General features: G+C 60.3%; 19 protein-coding genes. 14 read left to right on the top strand and 5 right to left on the bottom strand.

Going from position 1 to position 20737, the window contains the following annotated elements:
• The first annotated feature begins 86 nt into the window (after window positions 1-86).
• The 5 genes from FBX99_RS14475 (at window position 87) to FBX99_RS14455 (ending at window position 5553) form a co-directional block, all read left to right on the top strand.
• Window positions 87-995 (top strand): carbohydrate ABC transporter permease, encoded by a 909-nt coding sequence (locus FBX99_RS14475; RefSeq protein WP_047701875.1) that lies wholly within the window; start codon window positions 87-89, stop codon window positions 993-995.
• On the top strand, window positions 988-1833 hold the full coding sequence (locus tag FBX99_RS14470; RefSeq protein WP_047701874.1) for a carbohydrate ABC transporter permease: 846 nt from the start codon (window positions 988-990) through the stop codon (window positions 1831-1833). The genes FBX99_RS14475 and FBX99_RS14470 overlap by 8 nt, the downstream gene beginning before the upstream one ends.
• Window positions 1834-1835: 2 nt before the next feature.
• The gene (locus FBX99_RS14465) at window positions 1836-2996 is read left to right on the top strand and encodes an ABC transporter ATP-binding protein (RefSeq protein ID WP_144928747.1); all 1161 of its coding nucleotides are present in this window, start codon (window positions 1836-1838) and stop codon (window positions 2994-2996) included.
• A 200-nt stretch (window positions 2997-3196) separates the two neighbouring features.
• On the top strand, window positions 3197-4543 hold the full coding sequence (locus FBX99_RS14460; RefSeq protein ID WP_144928749.1) for a carbohydrate porin: 1347 nt from the start codon (window positions 3197-3199) through the stop codon (window positions 4541-4543).
• 155 nt (window positions 4544-4698) lie between these two features.
• Window positions 4699-5553 carry a D-hexose-6-phosphate mutarotase gene (locus FBX99_RS14455; RefSeq protein ID WP_144928751.1) on the top strand — a complete coding sequence of 285 codons (855 nt, stop codon included), beginning with the start codon at window positions 4699-4701 and terminating at the stop codon, window positions 5551-5553.
• Between the two features lie 131 nt (window positions 5554-5684).
• Here the strand turns inward: FBX99_RS14455 and FBX99_RS14450 are convergent, their stop codons facing one another.
• On the bottom strand, window positions 5685-6545 hold the full coding sequence (locus FBX99_RS14450; protein ID WP_171057240.1) for a MurR/RpiR family transcriptional regulator: 861 nt from the start codon (window positions 6543-6545) through the stop codon (window positions 5685-5687).
• Between the two features lie 196 nt (window positions 6546-6741).
• Between FBX99_RS14450 and zwf the strand changes: the two genes are divergently transcribed.
• The 3 genes from zwf to FBX99_RS14435 are packed head-to-tail and all read left to right on the top strand — an operon-like array spanning window position 6742 to window position 9594.
• Window positions 6742-8211, top strand: a complete 1470-nt coding sequence (gene zwf / locus FBX99_RS14445) for a glucose-6-phosphate dehydrogenase (protein ID WP_047701870.1) — start codon at window positions 6742-6744, stop codon at window positions 8209-8211.
• Complete coding sequence (pgl, locus tag FBX99_RS14440) at window positions 8198-8911, top strand: 6-phosphogluconolactonase (protein ID WP_144928753.1); 714 nt, start codon at window positions 8198-8200, stop codon at window positions 8909-8911. The genes zwf and pgl overlap by 14 nt, the downstream gene beginning before the upstream one ends.
• 17 nt (window positions 8912-8928) lie before the next feature.
• Entirely contained in the window at window positions 8929-9594 is a 666-nt protein-coding gene (locus tag FBX99_RS14435) for a bifunctional 4-hydroxy-2-oxoglutarate aldolase/2-dehydro-3-deoxy-phosphogluconate aldolase (protein ID WP_144928755.1), read from the top strand.
• 110 nt (window positions 9595-9704) lie between these two features.
• Here the strand turns inward: FBX99_RS14435 and FBX99_RS14430 are convergent, their stop codons facing one another.
• On the bottom strand, window positions 9705-10892 hold the full coding sequence (locus FBX99_RS14430; protein WP_144928757.1) for an aminotransferase class V-fold PLP-dependent enzyme: 1188 nt from the start codon (window positions 10890-10892) through the stop codon (window positions 9705-9707).
• A 12-nt stretch (window positions 10893-10904) separates the two neighbouring features.
• On the bottom strand, window positions 10905-11141 hold the full coding sequence (locus tag FBX99_RS14425) for a DUF3820 family protein (RefSeq protein ID WP_024781183.1): 237 nt from the start codon (window positions 11139-11141) through the stop codon (window positions 10905-10907).
• 205 nt (window positions 11142-11346) lie between these two features.
• On the opposite strand from FBX99_RS14425, the gene FBX99_RS14420 reads away from it, so the two are divergent.
• The 4 genes from FBX99_RS14420 to FBX99_RS14405 all read left to right on the top strand — a co-directional run bounded on the left by FBX99_RS14420 (window position 11347) and on the right by FBX99_RS14405 (window position 15083).
• Window positions 11347-11811 carry a PA2169 family four-helix-bundle protein gene (locus FBX99_RS14420; RefSeq protein WP_144928759.1) on the top strand — a complete coding sequence of 155 codons (465 nt, stop codon included), beginning with the start codon at window positions 11347-11349 and terminating at the stop codon, window positions 11809-11811.
• A 204-nt stretch (window positions 11812-12015) separates the two neighbouring features.
• Window positions 12016-14016 carry an FUSC family protein gene (locus FBX99_RS14415; RefSeq protein ID WP_145131857.1) on the top strand — a complete coding sequence of 667 codons (2001 nt, stop codon included), beginning with the start codon at window positions 12016-12018 and terminating at the stop codon, window positions 14014-14016.
• The gene (locus tag FBX99_RS14410) at window positions 14003-14209 is read left to right on the top strand and encodes a DUF1656 domain-containing protein (RefSeq protein WP_144928764.1); all 207 of its coding nucleotides are present in this window, start codon (window positions 14003-14005) and stop codon (window positions 14207-14209) included. Before FBX99_RS14415 ends, FBX99_RS14410 begins: the two co-directional genes overlap by 14 nt.
• A 10-nt stretch (window positions 14210-14219) precedes the next feature.
• The gene (locus tag FBX99_RS14405) at window positions 14220-15083 is read left to right on the top strand and encodes an HlyD family secretion protein (protein WP_144928766.1); all 864 of its coding nucleotides are present in this window, start codon (window positions 14220-14222) and stop codon (window positions 15081-15083) included.
• A 79-nt stretch (window positions 15084-15162) separates the two neighbouring features.
• Here the strand turns inward: FBX99_RS14405 and FBX99_RS14400 are convergent, their stop codons facing one another.
• Window positions 15163-15633, bottom strand: coding sequence for a MaoC family dehydratase (locus tag FBX99_RS14400; protein WP_024781188.1), 471 nt, complete (start codon window positions 15631-15633; stop codon window positions 15163-15165).
• A gap of 43 nt (window positions 15634-15676) precedes the next feature.
• Window positions 15677-16621, bottom strand: a complete 945-nt coding sequence (locus tag FBX99_RS14395; RefSeq protein WP_145131855.1) for an alpha/beta hydrolase — start codon at window positions 16619-16621, stop codon at window positions 15677-15679.
• A gap of 224 nt (window positions 16622-16845) precedes the next feature.
• Between FBX99_RS14395 and fadD2 the strand changes: the two genes are divergently transcribed.
• Both fadD2 and fadD1 read left to right on the top strand, forming a co-directional pair.
• The gene (gene fadD2 / locus FBX99_RS14390) at window positions 16846-18534 is read left to right on the top strand and encodes a long-chain-fatty-acid--CoA ligase FadD2 (RefSeq protein ID WP_145131853.1); all 1689 of its coding nucleotides are present in this window, start codon (window positions 16846-16848) and stop codon (window positions 18532-18534) included.
• Window positions 18535-18920: 386 nt separating this feature from the next.
• Window positions 18921-20612, top strand: coding sequence for a long-chain-fatty-acid--CoA ligase FadD1 (gene fadD1 / locus FBX99_RS14385; protein ID WP_145131851.1), 1692 nt, complete (start codon window positions 18921-18923; stop codon window positions 20610-20612).
• Window positions 20613-20737: the final 125 nt, after the last annotated feature.

Raw genomic sequence — 20737 nt, 5'->3', positions numbered from 1 at the left:
AACCGTGTGGAATGACACGACGCCTTCGCGAGCAAGCCCGCTCCCACAAGGGATGTCACTGTAGTTTTCAAGTACTGGATTTCCCCATGAGCTCTGTTGCTGTGTTCAGCAAGGCCTCGCCGTTCGATGCGCTGCAGCGCTGGCTTCCCAAACTGGTGCTGGCGCCCAGCATGTTCATCGTCCTGGTGGGCTTTTATGGCTACATCCTGTGGACGTTTCTGCTCTCGTTCACCAACTCGACTTTCCTCCCCACCTACAAATGGGTCGGTCTGGCGCAATACGCCCGGCTGTTCGACAACGACCGCTGGTGGGTCGCGAGCAAGAACCTCGCGGTGTTCGGTGGCATGTTCATTGGCATCACCCTGGTGATCGGCGTGCTGCTGGCGGTATTCCTCGACCAGCGTATCCGTCGCGAAGGTTTCATCCGCACCATTTATCTGTACCCGATGGCGCTCTCCATGATCGTCACCGGTACCGCCTGGAAGTGGCTGCTCAACCCGGGCATGGGCCTGGACAAGCTGCTGCGTGACTGGGGCTGGGAAGGTTTTCGCCTGGACTGGCTGATCGACCCGGATCGCGTGGTGTATTGCCTGGTGATCGCCGCCGTGTGGCAAGCCTCGGGCTTCATCATGGCGATGTTCCTGGCCGGCCTGCGGGGTGTCGATCAATCGATCATCCGTGCTGCGCAGATCGATGGCGCGAGCATGCCCAGGATTTACTGGAAGGTGGTCCTGCCGAGCCTGCGTCCGGTGTTCTTCAGCGCCGTGATGATCCTGGCGCACATCGCGATCAAGAGTTTCGACCTGGTGGCGGCCATGACGGCCGGTGGCCCGGGCTATTCGTCCGACCTGCCCGCCATGTTCATGTACTCCTTCACCTTCAGCCGCGGCCAGATGGGCATGGGCTCGGCCAGTGCGATCCTGATGCTCGGTGCGATCCTCGCGATCATCGTGCCTTACCTGTATTCCGAGCTGAGGGCCAAGCGTCATGACTAGTCTCGCCACCAAACCCGGTATCAGCCTGAGTCGCATCGCGATCTACGCGGTGCTGATCCTCGCCGTACTGCTTTATCTGGTTCCGCTGGTGGTCATGCTGTTGACCAGCTTCAAGACCCCGGAAGACATCAGCACCGGTAACCTGTTGAGCTGGCCGACCGTGGTCAGCGGCATCGGCTGGGTCAAGGCCTGGGCGACGGTCAACGGTTACTTCTGGAACTCGATCAAGATCACCGTTCCGGCGGTACTGATTTCCACCGCCATCGGTGCACTGAACGGCTACGTCCTGTCGATGTGGCGCTTCCGCGGTTCGCAGCTGTTCTTCGGGCTGTTGCTGTTCGGTTGCTTCCTGCCATTCCAGACCGTCCTGCTGCCGGCCTCGTTCACCCTCGGCAAGATGGGCCTGGCCAGCACCACCACTGGACTGGTGTTCGTGCACGTGGTGTATGGCCTGGCGTTCACCACGCTGTTCTTCCGCAACTACTACGTCAGCATTCCCGATGCGTTGGTGAAGGCGGCGCGCCTGGACGGTGCGGGTTTCTTCACCATCTTCCGCATGATCATCCTGCCGATGTCGACGCCAATCATCATGGTCTGCCTGATCTGGCAGTTCACGCAGATCTGGAACGACTTCCTGTTTGGCGTGGTGTTCTCCAGCGGCGATTCGCAACCCATCACGGTGGCGTTGAACAACCTGGTCAACACCAGCACCGGGGCCAAGGAATATAACGTTGATATGGCGGCGGCGATGATCGCCGGGCTGCCGACCCTGCTGGTCTACGTGGTCGCAGGCAAGTATTTCGTGCGCGGGCTGACGGCCGGCGCGGTCAAGGGGTAATCATGGCTACGCTCGAACTTCGCAATGTAAACAAGACCTACGGCGCCGGCTTGCCCGACACCCTGAAGAACATCGAATTGTCGATCAAGGACGGTGAATTCCTGATCCTGGTCGGGCCTTCGGGCTGCGGCAAGTCGACCCTCATGAACTGCATCGCTGGCCTGGAAACCATCACCGGTGGCGCGATCATGATCGGCGATCAGGACGTCAGCGGCATGAGCCCCAAGGATCGCGACATCGCCATGGTGTTCCAGTCCTATGCGCTGTATCCGACCATGAGCGTGCGCGAGAACATCGAGTTCGGCTTGAAGATCCGCAAGATGCCGCAATCGGCCATCGACGAGGAAGTGGCCCGGGTTGCCAAGCTGTTGCAGATCGAACACCTGCTCAATCGCAAACCCGGCCAGCTTTCCGGTGGTCAGCAGCAACGCGTGGCCATGGGCCGTGCCCTGGCGCGGCGGCCGAAGATCTACCTGTTCGACGAACCGCTGTCCAACCTCGACGCCAAGCTGCGGGTCGAGATGCGCACCGAAATGAAACTGATGCACCAGCGCCTGAAGACCACCACGGTCTATGTGACCCACGACCAGATCGAGGCCATGACCCTGGGCGACAAAGTGGCGGTGATGAAGGACGGGATCATCCAGCAGTTCGGCACGCCGAAAGACATCTACACCAACCCGGCCAACCTGTTCGTGGCGAGCTTCATCGGTTCGCCACCGATGAACTTCATTCCCCTGCGCCTGCAACGCAAGGAAGGTCGCCTGATGGCGCTGCTCGACAGCGGTCAGGCCCGTTGCGAGTTGCCGTTGGGCATCCAGGACGCCGGTCTGGAAGATCGCGAAGTGATTCTTGGCATGCGTCCGGAACAGATCGTACTGGCCGGCAGCGAGCCGAACGGTTTGCCGACCATTCGTGCCGAGGTCCAGGTCACCGAGCCCACCGGCCCGGATACGCTGGTATTTGTCAGTCTAAATGACACCAAGGTTTGCTGCCGCCTGGCTCCGGACGTGGCACCACGGGCCGGTGAAACAATGACGCTTCAGTTTGATCCTAAAAAAGTATTACTATTTGATGCGCAGACCGGTGAGCGTCTAAGAGTGGCTGGTCAGGCGCAGGCCCAGGAGCGAGCACCGAACGTGGCGCAGTTCAAAGGCCGGTGAAGAACAAATGTGGGAGCGAGCCTGCTCGCGATGACGGTGTGCCTGCCGTCGTATGGGTGAATGACACACCGCTATCGCGAGCAGGCTCGCTCTCACAGAAAGAAGTATGCGGTGGGTGGGGGACCGCCCAGCGCAATCGTTGTAAACCGCGTTAGAAAAAATAAAAACAGTCAAATAACAATAAGACGAGGAATGTAGGGATGAAGAAGAAAAACAATGCCCAGCTCATCTGCCAGTTATCAGCCGTTGCGGCGATGATGCTGGTCGGTAGCGCACAGGCTGATGAAGCGTTCAGCGCCGATTCGAAGTGGATGACGGGTGACTGGGGCGGTAAACGTACCGAGCTGATCGAACAGGGTATCGACATCAAGGCCGACTACGTCGGTGAAGTGGGTGGCAACCTGCACGGCGGCTACAACAACGACAAGACTGCGCGTTACGCAGACCAGTTCGGTCTGGGCGTGGCACTGGACCTGCAAAAGCTGTGGGGCTGGGATAACACCCAGGCCAAGATCCAGCTGACCAACCGTAACGGCGAAAACATTTCCAACGACCGCGTCGGCGACCCGCGTGCCGGCACCTTGAGTTCTTCCCAGGAAGTCTACGGCCGTGGTCACATGGTCCGTCTGACCCAATTGTGGATCAAGCACCAGTTCCTCGACGGCAAGCTGGACGTCAAGGCTGGTTACTTCGGTGAAGGCGAAGACTTCAACACCTTCCCTTGCGAATTCCAGAATCTGGCGTTCTGCGGCTCCCAGGTGGGTAACTGGGCCACCGGTATCTGGTACAACTGGCCAGTGAGCCAGGCCGCGATCCGCGTGAAGTACAACATCACGCCTGAGTTCTATGCACAGATCGGTGCCTACAACCAGAACCCTTCGCAGCTGGAACATGGCAACGGCTTCAAACTCAGCGGCAGTGGTACCAAGGGCACCGTGATCCCGGTCGAGCTGGTCTGGTCGCCGAAGGTCAACAGCCTGCCGGGTGAATACCGTGTCGGTTACTACAAGAGCACGGCCGATGCCAATGACGTTCGTGAAGATGACAACGGTGACGATGCCGCGACTACCGGCAACGCCTATCGCAGCCACAACAGCAAGCACGGCTACTGGTTCGTTGCGCAGCAGCAACTCACCACCCACAACGGTGATGCGTCCCGCGGCCTGAACATCGCAGCCAACGCGACTTTCCACGACAAGGACACCAACGTCGTCGACAACTACCAGTCGCTGATGTTCGTGTACAAGGGGCCGTTCGATGCCCGTCCAAAAGATGACATCGGCATCGGTTTCTCCCGTATCCATGTCAATGATGACGTGAAGAAAAACGCCGAGCTGACCAACGCTGCCAACGGTGTGAGCGACTACGACAACCCGCTGTTCGCCCCGCTGCGTGAGACCGAGTACAACTACGAGCTCAACTACGGTGTCCACGTCACCAACTGGCTGACCGTACGTCCCAACCTGCAGTACATCACCCATCCGGGTGGCGTGGATGAAGTGGACAACGCGCTGGTGGCCGGCCTGAAAATTCAGTCGGTGTTCTAACGCTGTTGCGATAAGCTCCTCTCTATGTGCGCATAATTTGCGGACGGCCAAGGCTGTCCGCTTTTTTTTGTAAAGTGCCAGGCCGGAGCAGAACCCCTCGCCACAAAAAGTGCTTTATCCCGTTGAGAATTCAATGATTTCCAGGACCGCGGCCCATGCATGAGCATCCACTGCAACGCTTTTTCAGATCCTTGCGCGAGCGTCCGGTGTTTGCGTGGGAGCGCTATCGGCAGCGCGATGTGTTGGTGATTGATCATCCACTGTGCCAGGCGGTGTTCAGTCGCCAGGGCGCGCAGTTGCTGCATTTCCAGCCCCGTGGGCAGAAGCCCTGGTTGTGGTGCGCGGCCAAATGGCCCCAGGTCGGGGCGATACGGGGCGGGGTGCCGGTGTGCTGGCCGTGGTACGGCCGTCACCCGAGCGAAAACGCCTGGCCGTCCCATGGCTGGGCGCGGCTGATCGACTGGAAGCTGCTGGACAGCCGCAGCGACGACGACGGTGTGCATCTGCACTGGCAATTGCAGCTGTGCGACTGGCAAGTGGACCTGCATGCGGACCTTGGAGAGCGCATGGAACTGCGCTTGAGTACCGAGCACCAAGACAGCTTGCCGTGCCAGTTGAGCCAGGCTTTGCATGCCTACTGGCGTATCGGTGACGTCGGTGAGGTAGCGCTGTCTGGGCTCGAAGGCGCCCAGGGTTACGACCATCTGAACCGCACCGTCTGTCAGCAGAAAGGCGAGTTGCGGGTCGAGGGTGGCTGCCAGCGGGTGTTCCAGCACGAAGGGGAGTTGCAGCTCAGGGACCATGCCTGGCAGCGAGCGCTGTGCATCGATACCGGCGACAGCGCCGACACTGTGGTATGGCATCCCGGTACCCGACCGTTGCTGGGGGTGAGCTGGGATGAAGTCAGTGAATTCGTCTGTGTCGAAGCGGCCAGCGGCGGCACCGACAGCCTGTGCCTGGCGCCGGGGGAGCGGGCGCACCTGAGTTTGCAGGCGCGGGTGGGGGCTTGATTCAGGATTTGTAGTGTTGCTACCGGCCTCTTCGCGAGCAAGCCCGCTCCCACATTTGAAATGCATTCCAACTTGTGGGAGCGGGCTTGCTTGCGAAACTGACTAACGGACGCCGAAGCTCCTGAGCCGAATCAATTGAACTCATCCCCCACTGGATAGCGGCTGGCATTCAGGCTTTCCTTGATCTTGCGCAGATGCGGCTGGAAATCCACGCCACGGCGCAGGGTCATGCCGGTGGCGAGCACATCCAGCACCGTGAGCTGGATGATCCGCGAGGTCATCGGCATGTAGATGTCGGTGTCTTCGGGGAGCGGAATATTCAGGCTCAGGGTACTGGCCTTGGCCAGAGGGGAGTTTTCCGCGGTGAGTCCTAATACCGAAGCGCCGTTCTCCCGGGCGATGCGCGCCACTTCCACCAGTTCGCGGGTGCGACCGGTGTAGGAAATGATCACGAACAGCTCGCCGGTGTGAGCCACCGACGCGATCATGCGTTGCATCAGCACGTCGGCATGGGCGGTCACGGCCAGGTTGAAACGGAAAAACTTGTGCTGGGCATCCAGCGCCACCGGGGCCGAGGCACCGAGGCCGAAGAAGTGGATCTGTCGGGCCTGGATCAACAGGTCCACGGCACGGCTGATCAAATTTGGATCAAGTGCTTGGCAGGCACTGTCCAACGAAGCAATGGCACTGCCAAAGATTTTCTGGGTATAGGCTTCGGGATTGTCGTCGGCCTCTACTGCACGGCTGACATAAGCGGCGCCGCTGGCCAGGCTCTGGGCCAGTTGCAGCTTGAGCTCCGGGTAGCCGCTGACGCCGAACGAACGGCAGAAGCGGTTGACCGTGGGCTCGCTGACCGACGCGGCCTGGGCGAGGGCGGCGATGCTGAAACGGGTGGCCTGCTGTGGGTTGAGCAGGATCACCTCGGCCACCTTGCGTTCTGCCTTGTTCAGGTCTTCAAGGCGACTCTGGATCTGCTCCAGTAAATTTCGCACGCGGTCCATAGAGGATTCCTAGAAAGACGGGTCTTTGATACGACCCTTTGCGGTGGCCTATCCTACTGATGGCTCCGGCGGACCACCACTCGGAATCGGTATTTTCGGAAAATGTTGTGGTTATTACTACATTTTTCCTTGAGTGATGCCTTGAAAAAAGGTATTTGTAGCTTAACTTGATAAAAGAACAAACATCATGCCTTCGATAACGGTTGAACCGTGCACCTTTGCCTTGTTCGGCGCGCTGGGCGATCTGGCCCTGCGCAAGCTGTTTCCTGCCCTTTACCAACTCGACGGCGCCGGTCTGTTGCACGAGGACACGCGAATCATCGCGCTGGCCCGTGAACCCGGCAGCGAGCAGCAGCACCTGGCGTTCATCGCCACGGAACTGCGCCGCTATGTGGGCGACAAGGAGCTGAACGAAACCGTGGTCGAGCGCTTCATGGCGCGCCTGACCTACCTGCATGTGGATTTCCTCAAGGCCGACGATTATGTCGCCCTGGCCGAACAGATTGGCGCGGCCCAGCAGGTCATTGCCTATTTCGCCACCCCAGCGGCGGTGTACGGCTCGATCTGCGAGAACCTGGCAAAGGTCGGCTTGAGCGAAAACACCCGTGTCGTACTGGAGAAGCCCATCGGCTCGGACCTGGAATCCTCGCGCAAGGTCAACGACGCCGTGGCGCAGTTCTTCCCGGAGAACCGCACCTATCGTATCGACCACTACCTGGGTAAAGAGACGGTCCAGAACCTGATCGCGCTGCGGTTCGCCAACAGCCTGTTCGAAACCCAGTGGAACCAGCATTATATTTCCCACGTGGAAATCACGGTGGCCGAGAAGGTCGGCATCGAAGGCCGCTGGGGCTATTTCGACAAAGCCGGACAACTGCGGGACATGATCCAGAACCACCTGTTGCAGCTGCTGTGCCTGATCGCCATGGACCCGCCGGCCGAACTGTCCGCCGACAGTATTCGTGACGAGAAGGTCAAGGTGCTCAAGGCATTGGCGCCGATCAGTCCCGAAGGCCTGACCACCCAGGTGGTGCGCGGCCAGTACATCGCCGGCCACAGCGAAGGCAAGGCGGTGCCCGGCTATCTGGAAGAGCCAAATTCCAATACCCAGAGCGACACCGAAACCTTCGTTGCCCTGCGCGCCGACATCCGCAACTGGCGCTGGGCCGGGGTTCCGTTCTACCTGCGTACCGGCAAGCGCATGCCGCAAAAGCTGTCGCAGATCGTCATTCACTTCAAGGAACCGTCCCACTACATCTTCGCTCCCGAGCAGCGCTTGCAGATCAGCAACAAACTGATCATCCGTCTGCAGCCGGACGAAGGGATTTCCCTGCGGGTGATGACCAAGGACCAAGGCCTGGACAAGGGCATGCAGTTGCGCAGCGGTCCTTTGCAACTCAACTTTTCCGACACCTGGCGTAGCGCGCGGATTCCCGATGCCTACGAGCGCTTGCTGCTGGAAGTCATGAACGGCAATCAGAACCTGTTTGTCCGTAAAGATGAAATCGAAGCCGCGTGGACATGGTGTGACCAGTTGATCGCCGGATGGAAAAAGTCCGGTGATGCGCCCAAGCCGTACGCGGCCGGGTCCTGGGGGCCGATGAGCTCCATTGCACTGATCACGCGGGACGGGAGGTCATGGTATGGCGATATCTGAAGTGAAACTGCCCCAGGGCGTCAGCGCCCTGGAATTCAAGAGCCCGGTGCTGTTGGCTGAAGGCCTGGCATTGAACGTGGCCGAGCAACTGCGCGAGGCGATCAGCGCACGTGGCACGGCGGTCCTGGTGGTATCTGGCGGCCGCAGTCCGGTGGCTTTCTTCCAGAGCCTGGCCAAGCAAGCGCTGGATTGGTCGAAAGTGGTGGTGAGCCTGGCGGACGAGCGCTGGGTACCGGTTGAACATGCTGACAGCAATGCCGGTCTGCTCAAGCGTTATCTGTTGCAAGGCCCGGCGGCCAAGGCCCAGTTCCTGAGCCTCTACAGCGCCAGTGCCAACCTGGAGGCAGCCGCCGAGCAGGCTGATCGCCTGTTGGCCGAGCTGCCGCCCATCGATGTGCTCGTATTGGGCATGGGCGATGACGGGCATACCGCATCGTTGTTCCCCGACAGCCCGAACCTGGCCGAAGCATTGGACACGCAGGGCGCTCGTCGTTGCTGGCCAATGCTGGCGCCGACCGTGCCGCACCAGCGCCTGACCATGAGCCGTGCCTTGCTGGCCTCGGCGAAACACAAGGTGCTGTCGATTTCCGGTCAATCGAAATTGACCACCCTGAACGCTGCGGTGGCCGGTGACAACGTCGCCGAAATGCCGGTCCGCGCGTTTTTGCAACCTACGTTAGAGATTTACTGGTGCCCATGAACCAAGGATCAGCCGCTATGACAAACCTACCCCCGACCGTTTCCATGGCGGACAAAGTTACCCTGATCGACGATCTGTGCGCCAAGGCGCGGATCCTGCCGGTCATCACCATCGCCCGCGAACAGGACATCCTGCCGCTGGCCGATGCCCTGGCGGCCGGTGGCCTGACGGCGCTGGAAGTGACCTTGCGTTCCCAGTTCGGCCTCAAGGCCATTCAGGTACTGCGTGAGCAGCGTCCGGAGCTGGTGACCGGTGCCGGCACGGTGCTCGACCGCCAGATGCTGGCCGCTGCCGAGGCGGCAGGTTCGCAGTTCATCGTGACCCCGGGCATCACCCGTGATTTGCTCCAAGCCAGTGTCGACAGCCCGATTCCGTTGCTGCCAGGCATCAGCAATGCCTCCGGCATCATGGAAGGCTATAGCCTGGGCTATCGCCGCTTCAAATTGTTCCCTGCGGAAGTCAGTGGTGGTGTCGCCGCCATCAAGGCCCTGGGCGGCCCGTTCGGCGAAGTGAAATTCTGCCCGACCGGTGGCGTCGGCCCGGCCAATATCAAGAACTACATGGCGTTGAAAAACGTGATGTGCGTGGGCGGTAGCTGGATGCTCGATCCGGAGTGGATCAAGAACGGCGACTGGGCCCGTATCCAGGAATGCACCGCCGAGGCATTGGCGCTGCTGGACTGATTGTTTTACCGAACTTCGTTGGGTGTTCTACGGCTTTACGGTGCGCTTGGTCGGCGCACCGTTTTTTTTTGCCTGAATTTCAGCTTCCACTGAACCTGTGGCGAGGGGACCTATGTTCGGCTCAAATCAAGCAGCGCCTTGATGAGCCGCTCGATATCGCTCGCCAGGGTGATCAACCCCGGCGTGATACGGATACAGGGCCCCACGCTGGTGTTGCGCACCACGGTGAAGATCCCGTACTCGTTGAGCAATCGGTCAGCCATTACCTGCTGATCTGCGTGGTCGGTGAAACGCATCGAGGTGATGCCGCAGTAGAGTCGCCGGTCATCCGGGGTCATGACTTCGATACCCGGCAGATCCCGCACTGCCTTGACCCACAGGTCGCGCAAGTAACAGAGTCGCGTACCTTTGGCCAGGGCGCCACCCAGGGCGCGGTGTTCTTCGAATACCAGGGGCAGGGTCAGCAGGGCCGGAATATTCGGCGTGCTGTGGGGCGTGCGTGAGCGGACGTCGTTTGCCGGGTAATGACTGTCGTCCATGTCCGGATCGATATCGGCCAGGCGTTGCGGGGCGATGTACAGGAAACCCAGGGCCAGGGGCCCGCCGATCCATTTCTGCAGATTGAATCCAGCGAACGGGATACCCATCTGGGCCAGGTCGAAATCGATCTGGCCCAGAGCGTGGGCGCCGTCGAGGATGATGTCGACATCGAACTCCCGAGCCGTTTCGGCAATGGCCTGTACTGGCATCACCAGCCCGGTGAGGTGGTTGACGTAGGTCAGCGTCATCAGTTTCAGGCGCGGGTAGCGAATGAACGCCTCCCGGTAAGTCCCCACCAGGCTCTCGAAACTGGCCGGATGCTGGTGAACCAGTTCGATCAGCTCCACGCCACGCTGGCGGGCCAGCCAGCGCATCGCGTTCTTGACCGACTGATATTCCAGGTCACAGATCAGCACCTGGTCGCCAGGCTTCAGGCCGTTGTAGTTGCGAATCAACGATTGCAGGGAGTCCACCGCACTTCGGGTCAGCGCCACGGTTTGCGCAGGCGCCTTGATCAACTCTGCCACTTGGCGGCGAATCGCCTCGCCTTGTTCACGGTCGAACTGCTGGCGCACGTACACCGAGTTGCTGCGGTTGATGAAGTCGATGTTGCGCTGGTACTCCTCGACCACGGTCCGCGACATGCGCCCGAAGTAGCCGTTTTCCAGGTTCAGCGGTCCATCGGCGGCGACGTCGTAGCGGTCGACAAAGGTCTGCCAGAAAGCTTCATCGTGGGCGTACAGGGTGTTCTCGGGCATGGGAGGGCCTGATCAGGGGCGGGGTTTGGGTTTGCCGTGCTTGACGCGCAGCGGGTCGAGCAGGTCGGACAGACCGTTGTGATCGATCTCCTGCATCAACGCCAGCAAACCGCCCAATTCTCCGTGGGGAAAACCTTCGCGGGCAAACCAGTTCAGGTACTGACCGGGCAGGTCGGCCAGGATTCGGCCTTTGTATTTACCGAAGGGCATCTGGCGCGTGACCAGCAGTTCGAGGGTTTCCGGGTTCATGGCAAATGTCTTGAATCAATCAGGTTTGAAAATACAGGCATTCTGCATGCAGGCCAAATGACAGATCATGCAAATAACGCGGATACAGATTTTGTCTATTTAATTAACTTATTGATTTTTAGGATTAATTATCCTCGGTCGAAGCTGGCATGGCCGATGCAATATTCCTTGCAGGTTTTTTATTCACCAGCAAAGGAATTGAAAAATGACCGATATGAACAAAGAAGCCATCGCCGTCCTGAACGACCTGATCCAGACCAGCAAGGATGGTCAGGAAGGCTTCAAGACCTGCGCCGAAGACATCAAGCATCCGCAACTCAAGAAGTTGTTCGAGCAACGCTCCGTAGATTGTGCCACCGCTGCGTCCGAACTGCAGACGGCCGTTCGCTCGTTGGGTGGCGATCCGGAAACCTCCACCAGCGTCTCTGGTGACCTGCACCGCCGTTGGGTGGATGTGAAGTCCATGTTCACCGGCAAGGACGAGGAAGCGGTACTCAACGAAGCCGAGCGCGGCGAAGACCATGCGCTGAAGGCCTACAGGGAAGCCATGGAGAAGATCACCAAGCACAATCTGCTCGGCATCCGTGATCTGGTTGAACGCCAGTTCCACGGCGTGCAACGCAACCATGATCAGGTCAAGGCGCTGCGTAACCAGGCACGCGCCAGCTGATACCTGTGCTTGATCCAGAAAACGCCAGCTTGTCTGGCGTTTTTTTGTGGCGATTTATCGGCAAGCACATTTTGGAAAAAGTGTCTTGTCGAATCCACGAGTAATCAGCTCTGGACTCAAATAGATAGCCAGCTAATAATTGCGCCTGCCCCATTACTCATCATTGCAACTATCGTTACTGCAACCCCGCAAAGAGTGTCCTGCGTGCCCATTACCTTCCAGGCCTTGTTCGCCCCCGACCGCCTCGCTGTGCAGTTCGCCATCAAGACCGTCCTCGGTGGCGGACTGGCGCTGTGGCTGGCATTGCGATGGGGGCTGGAGCAGCCGTCGTGGGCGTTGATGACTGCGTTCATCGTGGCGCAGCCGCTGTCGGGGATGGTGGTGCAAAAGGGGCTGGCGCGGCTGCTCGGTACGCTGGTGGGGACCGTCATGTCGGTGGTCTTCATGGGGTTGTTCGCGCAGACTCCGTGGTTGTTCCTGTTGGCGCTGGCCGTGTGGCTGGGGCTGTGCACGGCCTGTTCGACGTTGCTGCGAAGTGCCTGGTCCTATTCGTTCGTGCTGGCCGGCTACACGGTGGCGATCATCGCCTTGCCGGCCGTTTCCCACCCGTTGGGGGTGTTCGATCAGGCGGTGGCGCGCTGCACCGAGATCAGCCTGGGCATTGTCTGCGCCACGGCCGCCAGCGCCTTGCTCTGGCCGTTACGGGTCGAGCGACAGTTGGCGGGCCAGGCCCATGCCGCCTGGCAGAGCGGCATGCAGGCGGCCCGTGCCACCCTGGCCGGCGACGCCCAGGCGCGCAAGGGCTTGCTGGAGATCCTCGGCCGGATCGTCGCGGTGGATGCCCAGCGCGAACACGCCTGGTTCGAAGGCAGCCTGGGTCGACAGCGCGCCCGAGCCATCAGCGGCTTGAGCCAGAAATTGCTGATGCTGCTGCGTATCGCCCGTTCGGTGCGCCGGCAATGGAAGCAGCTCGAGCCGGCCGAAGCCGAGGCTCTTCAACCCTGGATGAGCGAGGTGCAGCAAGCCCTCGATGCCGATACTGCAACGCTGCAAGCTTTGCGACCGCGGGTACTGGACGCTTCCCACGACCCTTCGATCAGCTCGGCGCAAAGTTACTGCCTGGCGCGTTTCGCCTTGTTGCTCGACACCGCCCTGGCCGCCTGCGCCGCACTGGCGGCGGTGCGGGAGGGCAGGGAGGCGTCGGATCCGCCGCGCACCTTGACGCCCCATCGCGACTTGTCCCTGGCCATGGTATTCGGTGCCCGCAGTGCCTTGGCCTTTCTGGCAGTCTCCTGCTTCTGGCTGGCAACGGCCTGGCCCGCCGCGTCGGGCGCGTTGGTGTTGACGTGTGTGGTGTGCAGCTTGTTTGCCAGTCGCGAAAACGGCGCGCAGATCGGCATGAGTTTCCTGCGGGGCATCCTGCTGGCCGTGCCGACGGCATTCGTGATCGGCGAGATCCTGCTGCCGCAGTGGAGCAGCTTCGCCATGCTTTGCATGGCCATGGGCGTGCCGCTGTTCTTCGGCGCGCTGGGCATGGCCAAGCCGCCGATCTTCGCCACGGCGACGTCGTTCTGCCTGCATTTTGTGGTGCTGGTGTCACCGCTCAACGCCATGAAGTATGACGTGGCGGCATTCTTCAATAACGCTCAGGCAATGATGATCGGCGTAGGGGCGGCGGTGTTGGCATTCAATCTGCTGATTCTGCGCGATCCGGCCTGGCACGGCCGTCGCCTGCTGGCTGCGACGCTGGATGACCTGGTACGCCTGACCCGGCGCAACCTGAGTGGCGCCGAGAGCTGGTTCGGCGGGCGCATGGCCGATCGGCTATTGCAACTGGCGCGGCATTATCCCGAGCTGCCGGTCCCGTCGCGTAGCCGTTGGGATGATGGACTGCTTGGCCTGGATATCGGCGATGAACTGCTGCACCTGCGCCTGAGCCTGGCCGTCGCCCAGGTGTCCGACAGCCGGGCGCAGCGCCGTTATTTCGAAGCGCTGGAGCAGGTGCTCGAACGCGGTCCGTCCGGTGAGCAGGCCGATGCGTTGGCTCCGGCCAGCGCCGAGTTCCTGAAGGTGTTATCGAAAGAGTCAACTGGCGATGCGCTGAAGTTGGCCCAGGGCGCGGTGGTGCAATTGCAGAACAGCTGGCGCGCCTGGTGCCGCCAGCACGAACCTGAACGACGGGAGCACAGCCATGGGCTTGCGTGAGTGGTCGATAGGCGGGGTGTTGCTCAGCCCGTTCCTGATTTATGTGGTGCTGGCCTTGATGGTGACCGGTGCGCTGCGCCTGTTGCTCAGCCTGGTGCCGGCCGGCCGTTGGATCTGGCACGAAGCCTTGTTCGACTGTGCCCTGTATGTCTGTGTCCTGACAGTGATTACCTTGGTCCTCGGGCCGTTATAAGGAGTTGAACATGCGTACCTCTGTACGTGTCGCCATTACGCTGGGTGTGGTGGCATTGGCGATTTTCGCCGGGTTTCACCTGTGGCAGTACTACATGCTCACGCCCTGGACCCGGGATGCGCGGATTCGCGCCGACGTGGTGGTGATCGCTCCCGACGTGTCGGGTTGGGTGCGTGAGCTCAAGGCGGTGGATAACCAGCAGGTCAAGGCCGGGGATCTCTTGCTGAGCATCGACCGCGAGCGCTTCGAAGCGGCTGTGGAGAAGGCCAGGGCAGTGGTCCAGACCCGTCAGCAGCAACTGAGTTTGCGCGAGCACGAAGCCAGTCGTCGTGCCGCCCTGGGGCCCCAGGCCATCAGCGCCGAGCTGCGGGAAAATGCCCAGATCAACGCCGGCATCGCCCGGGGCGAACTGCGCGAGGCCCAGGCCGAGGCCAAGGTCGCCGAACTCAACCTGGCCCGCAGCCAGGTCCTGGCGCCTCGTAGCGGACACATCACCAACCTGCGGCTGGCCGAAGGCAACTACGTCAACGCCGGGCAGCCGGTCATGGCGTTGATCGACGATTCGACATTCTATGTGCAGGCCTATTTCGAAGAGACCAAACTGCCGAGGATCCGCGTGGGCGATCCGGTCAAGGTCTGGCTGATGAGCGCCGGTCATGCCCTGGAAGGTCACGTCGAAAGCGTCAGCCGCGGTATTACCGACCGCAATACCAACCCGGATGCGCAGTTGCTGGCGGAAGTGGAACCGACCTTCAACTGGGTGCGCCTGGCCCAGCGGATCCCGGTGCGGATCAAGTTGGACAAGGTGCCGGAAGGGGTGAACCTGAGTGCGGGGATGACGGCGAGTGTGCAGGTGCAGGAGGGGGCTCAGTAGCGCTGGCACTGAGACCGTTGTGGCGAGGGGATAAATCCCCTCGCCACAGTAGATGCCATTCCAGAGATGATTAGGGCTGTCAGCCGATGCTGATCGCCGGCAACGTCGGCAAGGTCACCGTCTGTTGCTTGCGCGGCGCGAGGATCTCGGCCTCGCCATCCACCACCAGTTCATCGCGCTGGTTGAATACGCGAGTGGCGATGCGTACACGAAACTTTGGCAGTTTTTCCAGGATCTCCAGGCGCACGGTCAGGGTGTCGCCGATCTTTACCGGTTTCTGGAAGCTCATCTGCTGGCCGATGTAGATAGTCCCAGGCCCTGGCAACTCGCACGCCACTGCCGCGCTGATCAACGCACCGCTGAACATGCCATGGGCGATGCGCTCCTTGAACATGCTCGCTGCGGCGAATTCGGGGTCCAGGTGCACGGGGTTGTGATCGCCCGACATGGCGGCGAACAGCTGGATGTCGCGTTCTTCGACGGCTTTGCTGTAGCTGGCGGTCTGGCCGACTTCGAGGGCTTCGTAAGGGGTATTGGTAACCTGGGTCATCTGTTTCCGATCCTGTGGCGGGTAATGGAAAAACGCTGGAAAACTATTCGCTGCGTGGCGGGCGCTTGTGGGTCAGGGCCTGGGCAATCCAGGCCAATACATCGGCCGTCACTTCATCGCGGTTGGTTTCGTTGAACAATTCGTGCCGGGCCTGTGGGTAAATCGTCAATTGCAGGTGCTGACTGCCAGCGCTGCGCAGGGCGTCGGCCAGATCCTTCAGACGCTTGCCTTCGCTCACCGGATCACATTCACCGCCAATGACCAGCAACGGCAGGTCTGGATCGATCTGGGCGAGATTGGACGCTTTGCTGATTTGCTGCAAGCCACCGAGCAGGTCGACCCACAGCTGATTGCTGCAACGAAAGCCGCATAGTGGGTCGTGGATGTACTTGTCCACCTCGGCCGGGTCGCGGCTGAGCCAGTCGAAGGGTGTGCGCATTGGTTTGAATTTCTGATTGAAACTGCCGAACGACAGCCATTCGATCAAGGCACTGCGGCCGGTGGCGCCCTGGCGCCAGCGTTCGAAACGGGCGATCAGGCGGGCGACGCGATACAGCGCCACCGGTTGGAAATTGGAACCGCTGAGAATCGCCCCATGCAGGCTCGCGCTGTGATGCAGCAGGTACGCCTGGGCGATGTAGCTGCCCATGCTGTGGCCCAGCAGCACGATTGGCATGTCGGGATGGTGCTGACCGATGTGATGGTTGAGGCTGGCCAGGTCGCCGACCACCTTGGCCCAGCCATCTTCGTCGGCATAGTGGCCGAGGATCGCCCCTTCGCCGGTCTTGCCATGGCCGCGCAAGTCCGGCGCGTAGACACCGTAGCCTTCGTCGCACAGGGCCTGGGCCAGGCGCCCATAGCGGCCGCTGTGTTCGGCCATGCCGTGAGCCAGCATGATCACGGCCCCGGGCGCGGCTTCGGGCAACCACTGATTGACGAACAGGTGGCTGTGATCAGTTGCGGTCAGCCAGAACGTTTGATGAATCATGACGATCCTTTACATGGGCGCATGCGCGATGTTGCTCCATTGTATAGCGCATCCGTTGCGTCTCGCCTGATCAGGCCACACGTAGGCGGCAAGATTCACACAATCTATGACACAAATTGCCGTATTTGCCTGATTGGCCAGAGCTGCTAGTGTCCCAAGAGCTCCGCTTCTGCGAATCGTAAAGAAGCGGCCCGGGATAGGTTCAGGTAAAGAGGATAAAAACAATGCAGCCTGATTTCTGGAATGACAAACGCCCGGCCGGCGTGCCCCTGGATGTCGACCTCGGGGCCTATAAGTCGGTCATCGAGGTGTTCGAGCGTTCCTGCAAGAAATTCGCCGACCGCCCGGCGTTCAGCAACATGGGCGTGACCCTCACGTATGCCGAGCTCGAGCGCTATAGCGCAGCCTTTGCCGGTTACCTGCAAACCCATACCGATCTGGTTCCCGGTGACCGTATCGCGGTGCAGATGCCCAATGTCCTGCAATATCCGATTGCTGTCTTCGGTGCCTTGCGCGCCGGGTTGATCGTGGTCAACACCAACCCGCTGTACACCCCGCGGGAAATGCGCCACCAGTTCAAGGATTCCGGTGCCCGGGCGCTGGTGTACATGAACCTGTTCGGCAGCAAGGTCCAGGAAGTGCTGCCCGACACGGACCTGCAGTACCTGATCGAAGCGAAAATGGGCGACCTGATGCCCACCGCCAAGGGCTGGCTGGTCAACACCGTGGTGAACAAGGTCAAGAAAATGGTCCCGGCGTATTCGCTGCCCCAGGCCATTTCCTTCAAGAGCGCCTTGCGCCTGGGACGTGGCCAGGCCATCAAGCCATTGAAGGTCAGCCTCGACGACATCGCGGTGCTGCAATACACCGGCGGCACCACCGGGTTGGCGAAGGGCGCGATGCTGACCCACGGCAACCTGGTGGCCAACATGCAACAGGCCCGGGCCTGCCTGGGGCAGCTCGGCGATGACGGCCAGCCGCTGCTGCGCGAAGGCCAGGAGGTCATGATCGCGCCGTTGCCGCTGTACCATATCTACGCCTTCACGGCGAACTGCATGTGCATGATGGTGACCGGCAACCACAACGTGCTGATCACCAATCCACGGGACATTGCGGGCTTCATCAAGGAGCTGAAGAACTGGCGTTTCTCGTTATTGCTGGGGCTCAACACGCTGTTCGTGGCGCTGATGGACCATCCGGATTTCAAGACCCTGGATTTTTCCCACCTCAAGGTCACCAATTCCGGCGGTACCGCGTTGATCAAGGCCACCGCCGAGCGCTGGCAACAGATCACGGGTTGCGGCATTACCGAAGGGTATGGGCTGACCGAAACCTCGCCGGTGGCGAGTGCCAATCCCTATGGCGGTAAATCCCGGCTGGGCACCGTGGGGATGCCGGTGCCGGGCACGCTGATGAAAGTGATCAGCGACGACGGCACCGAACAGCCCTTGGGCGAGCGCGGCGAGCTGTGCATCAAGGGGCCGCAGATCATGAAAGGCTACTGGAACAAGCCTGAAGCCACCGCCGAAGTGCTGGACAGTGATGGCTGGTTCAAGTCCGGTGACATCGCGGTGATCGACCCGGACGGTTTCGTGCGGATCGTCGACCGCAAGAAGGACATGATCATCGTCTCGGGTTTCAACGTGTACCCCAACGAAATCGAAGACGTGGTGATGGCCCACCCGAAAGTCGCCAATTGCGCGGTGATCGGCGTGCCGGACGAGCGTTCGGGAGAGGCGGTGAAACTGTTCGTGGTGGCGCGGGAGACGGGCGTCAGCCTTGAAGAACTCAAGGCCTACTGCAAGGAGAACTTCACCGGCTACAAGATACCCAAGCACATCGTGCTACGAGAGTCGCTGCCGATGACGCCGGTGGGCAAGATCCTGCGCCGGGAACTGCGCGATATCGCTTGATGTAGACCATACACATGCCCTTTGTGGGAGCGAGCCTGCTCGCGATAGCGGTAGAGCAGTCACAGAAATATTGGCTGACACACCCTATCGCGAGCAGGCTCGCTCCCACATTGGTTTGGTGGTTTAAGCAAAAAAGAAGGTCGACTTCAGAGCCTTCCTACAGAGCGGTAGAATTTTTACTCTAAAAATGACCATTGATAATTCTTGAGTCGTGTTTGTGACTGTGGGGCCTGCTTTTGGCTCTAGTCGACCCTTGGCAAAGCTGCTACTCTCGGCGCGCTTTTGTGACTTCTCGGCCTTCATCCAAGCCAGATTCACCAATAAACACACCAATAATAATCGCATCAAATGCGGTGAGAATTCGCGTTGCTGAGGAGTGGGCTTCCATGTTCGAAGACTTTTGGAAGGATAAGTACCCAGCTGGGATTGCTGCCGACATCAATCCAGACGAGTATCCGAATATTCAGGCAGTGTTGAAGCAGTCCTGCCAACGCTTCGCCGACAAACCGGCATTCAGCAACCTCGGCAAGACGATCACCTACGGTGAACTGTACGAATTGTCCGGGGCCTTTGCCGCGTATCTGCAACAGCATACCGATTTGCAACCGGGCGATCGAATCGCCGTGCAATTGCCCAACGTGCTCCAGTACCCGGTGGCTGTATTCGGTGCTATCCGCGCCGGGATGATCGTGGTCAACACCAACCCGTTGTACACCGCGCGGGAAATGGAACACCAGTTCAACGACTCCGGTGCCAAGGCGCTGGTGTGCCTGGCGAACATGGCGCACCTGGCCGAGGCCGTGGTGCCGAAGACGGGCGTCAAGCACGTCATCGTCACCGAGGTGGCCGACCTGTTGCCGCCGCTCAAGCGGCTGCTGATCAACAGCGTGATCAAGTACGTCAAGAAGATGGTCCCGGCCTATCACCTGCCCAAGGCCGTCAAATTCAATGACGTGCTGAGCAAGGGGCACGGTCGGCCAGTGACCGAAGCCAACCCGGGCAGCGATGACATTGCCGTGTTGCAGTACACCGGTGGCACCACCGGCGTGGCCAAGGGCGCGATGCTGAGCCACCGCAACCTGGTGGCGAACATGCTGCAATGCAAGGCGCTGATGGGCTCCAACCTCAATGAAGGTTGTGAAGTGTTGATCACGCCGCTGCCGCTGTACCACATCTACGCCTTCACCTTCCATTGCATGGCGATGATGCTGATCGGCAACCACAACATCCTGATCAGCAACCCGCGCGACCTTCCGGCGATGGTCAAGGAGCTGTCGAAGTGGAAGTTCAGCGGTTTCGTCGGCCTCAATACCCTGTTCGTCGCGCTGTGCAACAACGAGGGCTTCCGCAAGCTGGATTTCTCCGCACTGAAAGTCACCTTGTCCGGCGGCATGGCCCTGCAACTGGCCGCTGCCGAGCGCTGGAAAGCGGTCACCGGCTGCCCGATCTGCGAAGGCTATGGCATGACTGAAACCAGTCCGGTGGCCACGGTCAACCCGATCCAGAACATCCAGGTCGGCACCATCGGCATCCCGGTGCCGTCGACGCTGTGCAAAGTCATCAATGATGCGGGCGTCGAGTTGCCTCTGGGCGAAGTCGGCGAGTTGTGCGTGAAAGGCCCGCAGGTGATGAAGGGCTACTGGCAGCGCCAGGAGGCCACCGACGAAATCCTCGACAGCGAGGGCTGGCTGAAGACCGGCGATATCGCAGTGATTCAGCCGGACGGCTATATGCGCATCGTCGATCGCAAGAAAGACATGATTCTTATCTCCGGCTTCAACGTGTACCCCAACGAGCTGGAAGATGTGCTGGCAACTTTGCCGGGCGTGCTGCAATGCGCCGCCATCGGTGTGCCGGACGAGAAATCCGGCGAGGCGATCAAGATCTTCATCGTCGTCCGGCCAGGCGCCACGTTGACCAAGGAGCAGGTGATGGAGCATATGCGCGCCAATGTCACCGGCTACAAGGTGCCCAAGGCCGTCGAGTTCCGCGATGCGTTGCCGACCACCAACGTGGGCAAGATCCTGCGGCGTGAGTTGCGGGATGAAGAACTCAGGAAGCTGGGCTTGAAGAAGTAGTATTGCGTGTAAACAAAAAGCCCCGCCGAAGCGTAATGCTGTTCACTTAAGCATTTGAGTCCAAGCCGGGCTTTCTAGAAAATCCGATACCAGTCCTCTGGTATCGGATTTTTTATGCCCATTCA

The organism is Pseudomonas sp. SJZ074, from assembly GCF_007828215.1.
Classification (GTDB): domain Bacteria; phylum Pseudomonadota; class Gammaproteobacteria; order Pseudomonadales; family Pseudomonadaceae; genus Aquipseudomonas.
Note: the sequence above shows the minus strand (reverse complement) of the source record. Positions and strands in the feature narration are given on the sequence as shown.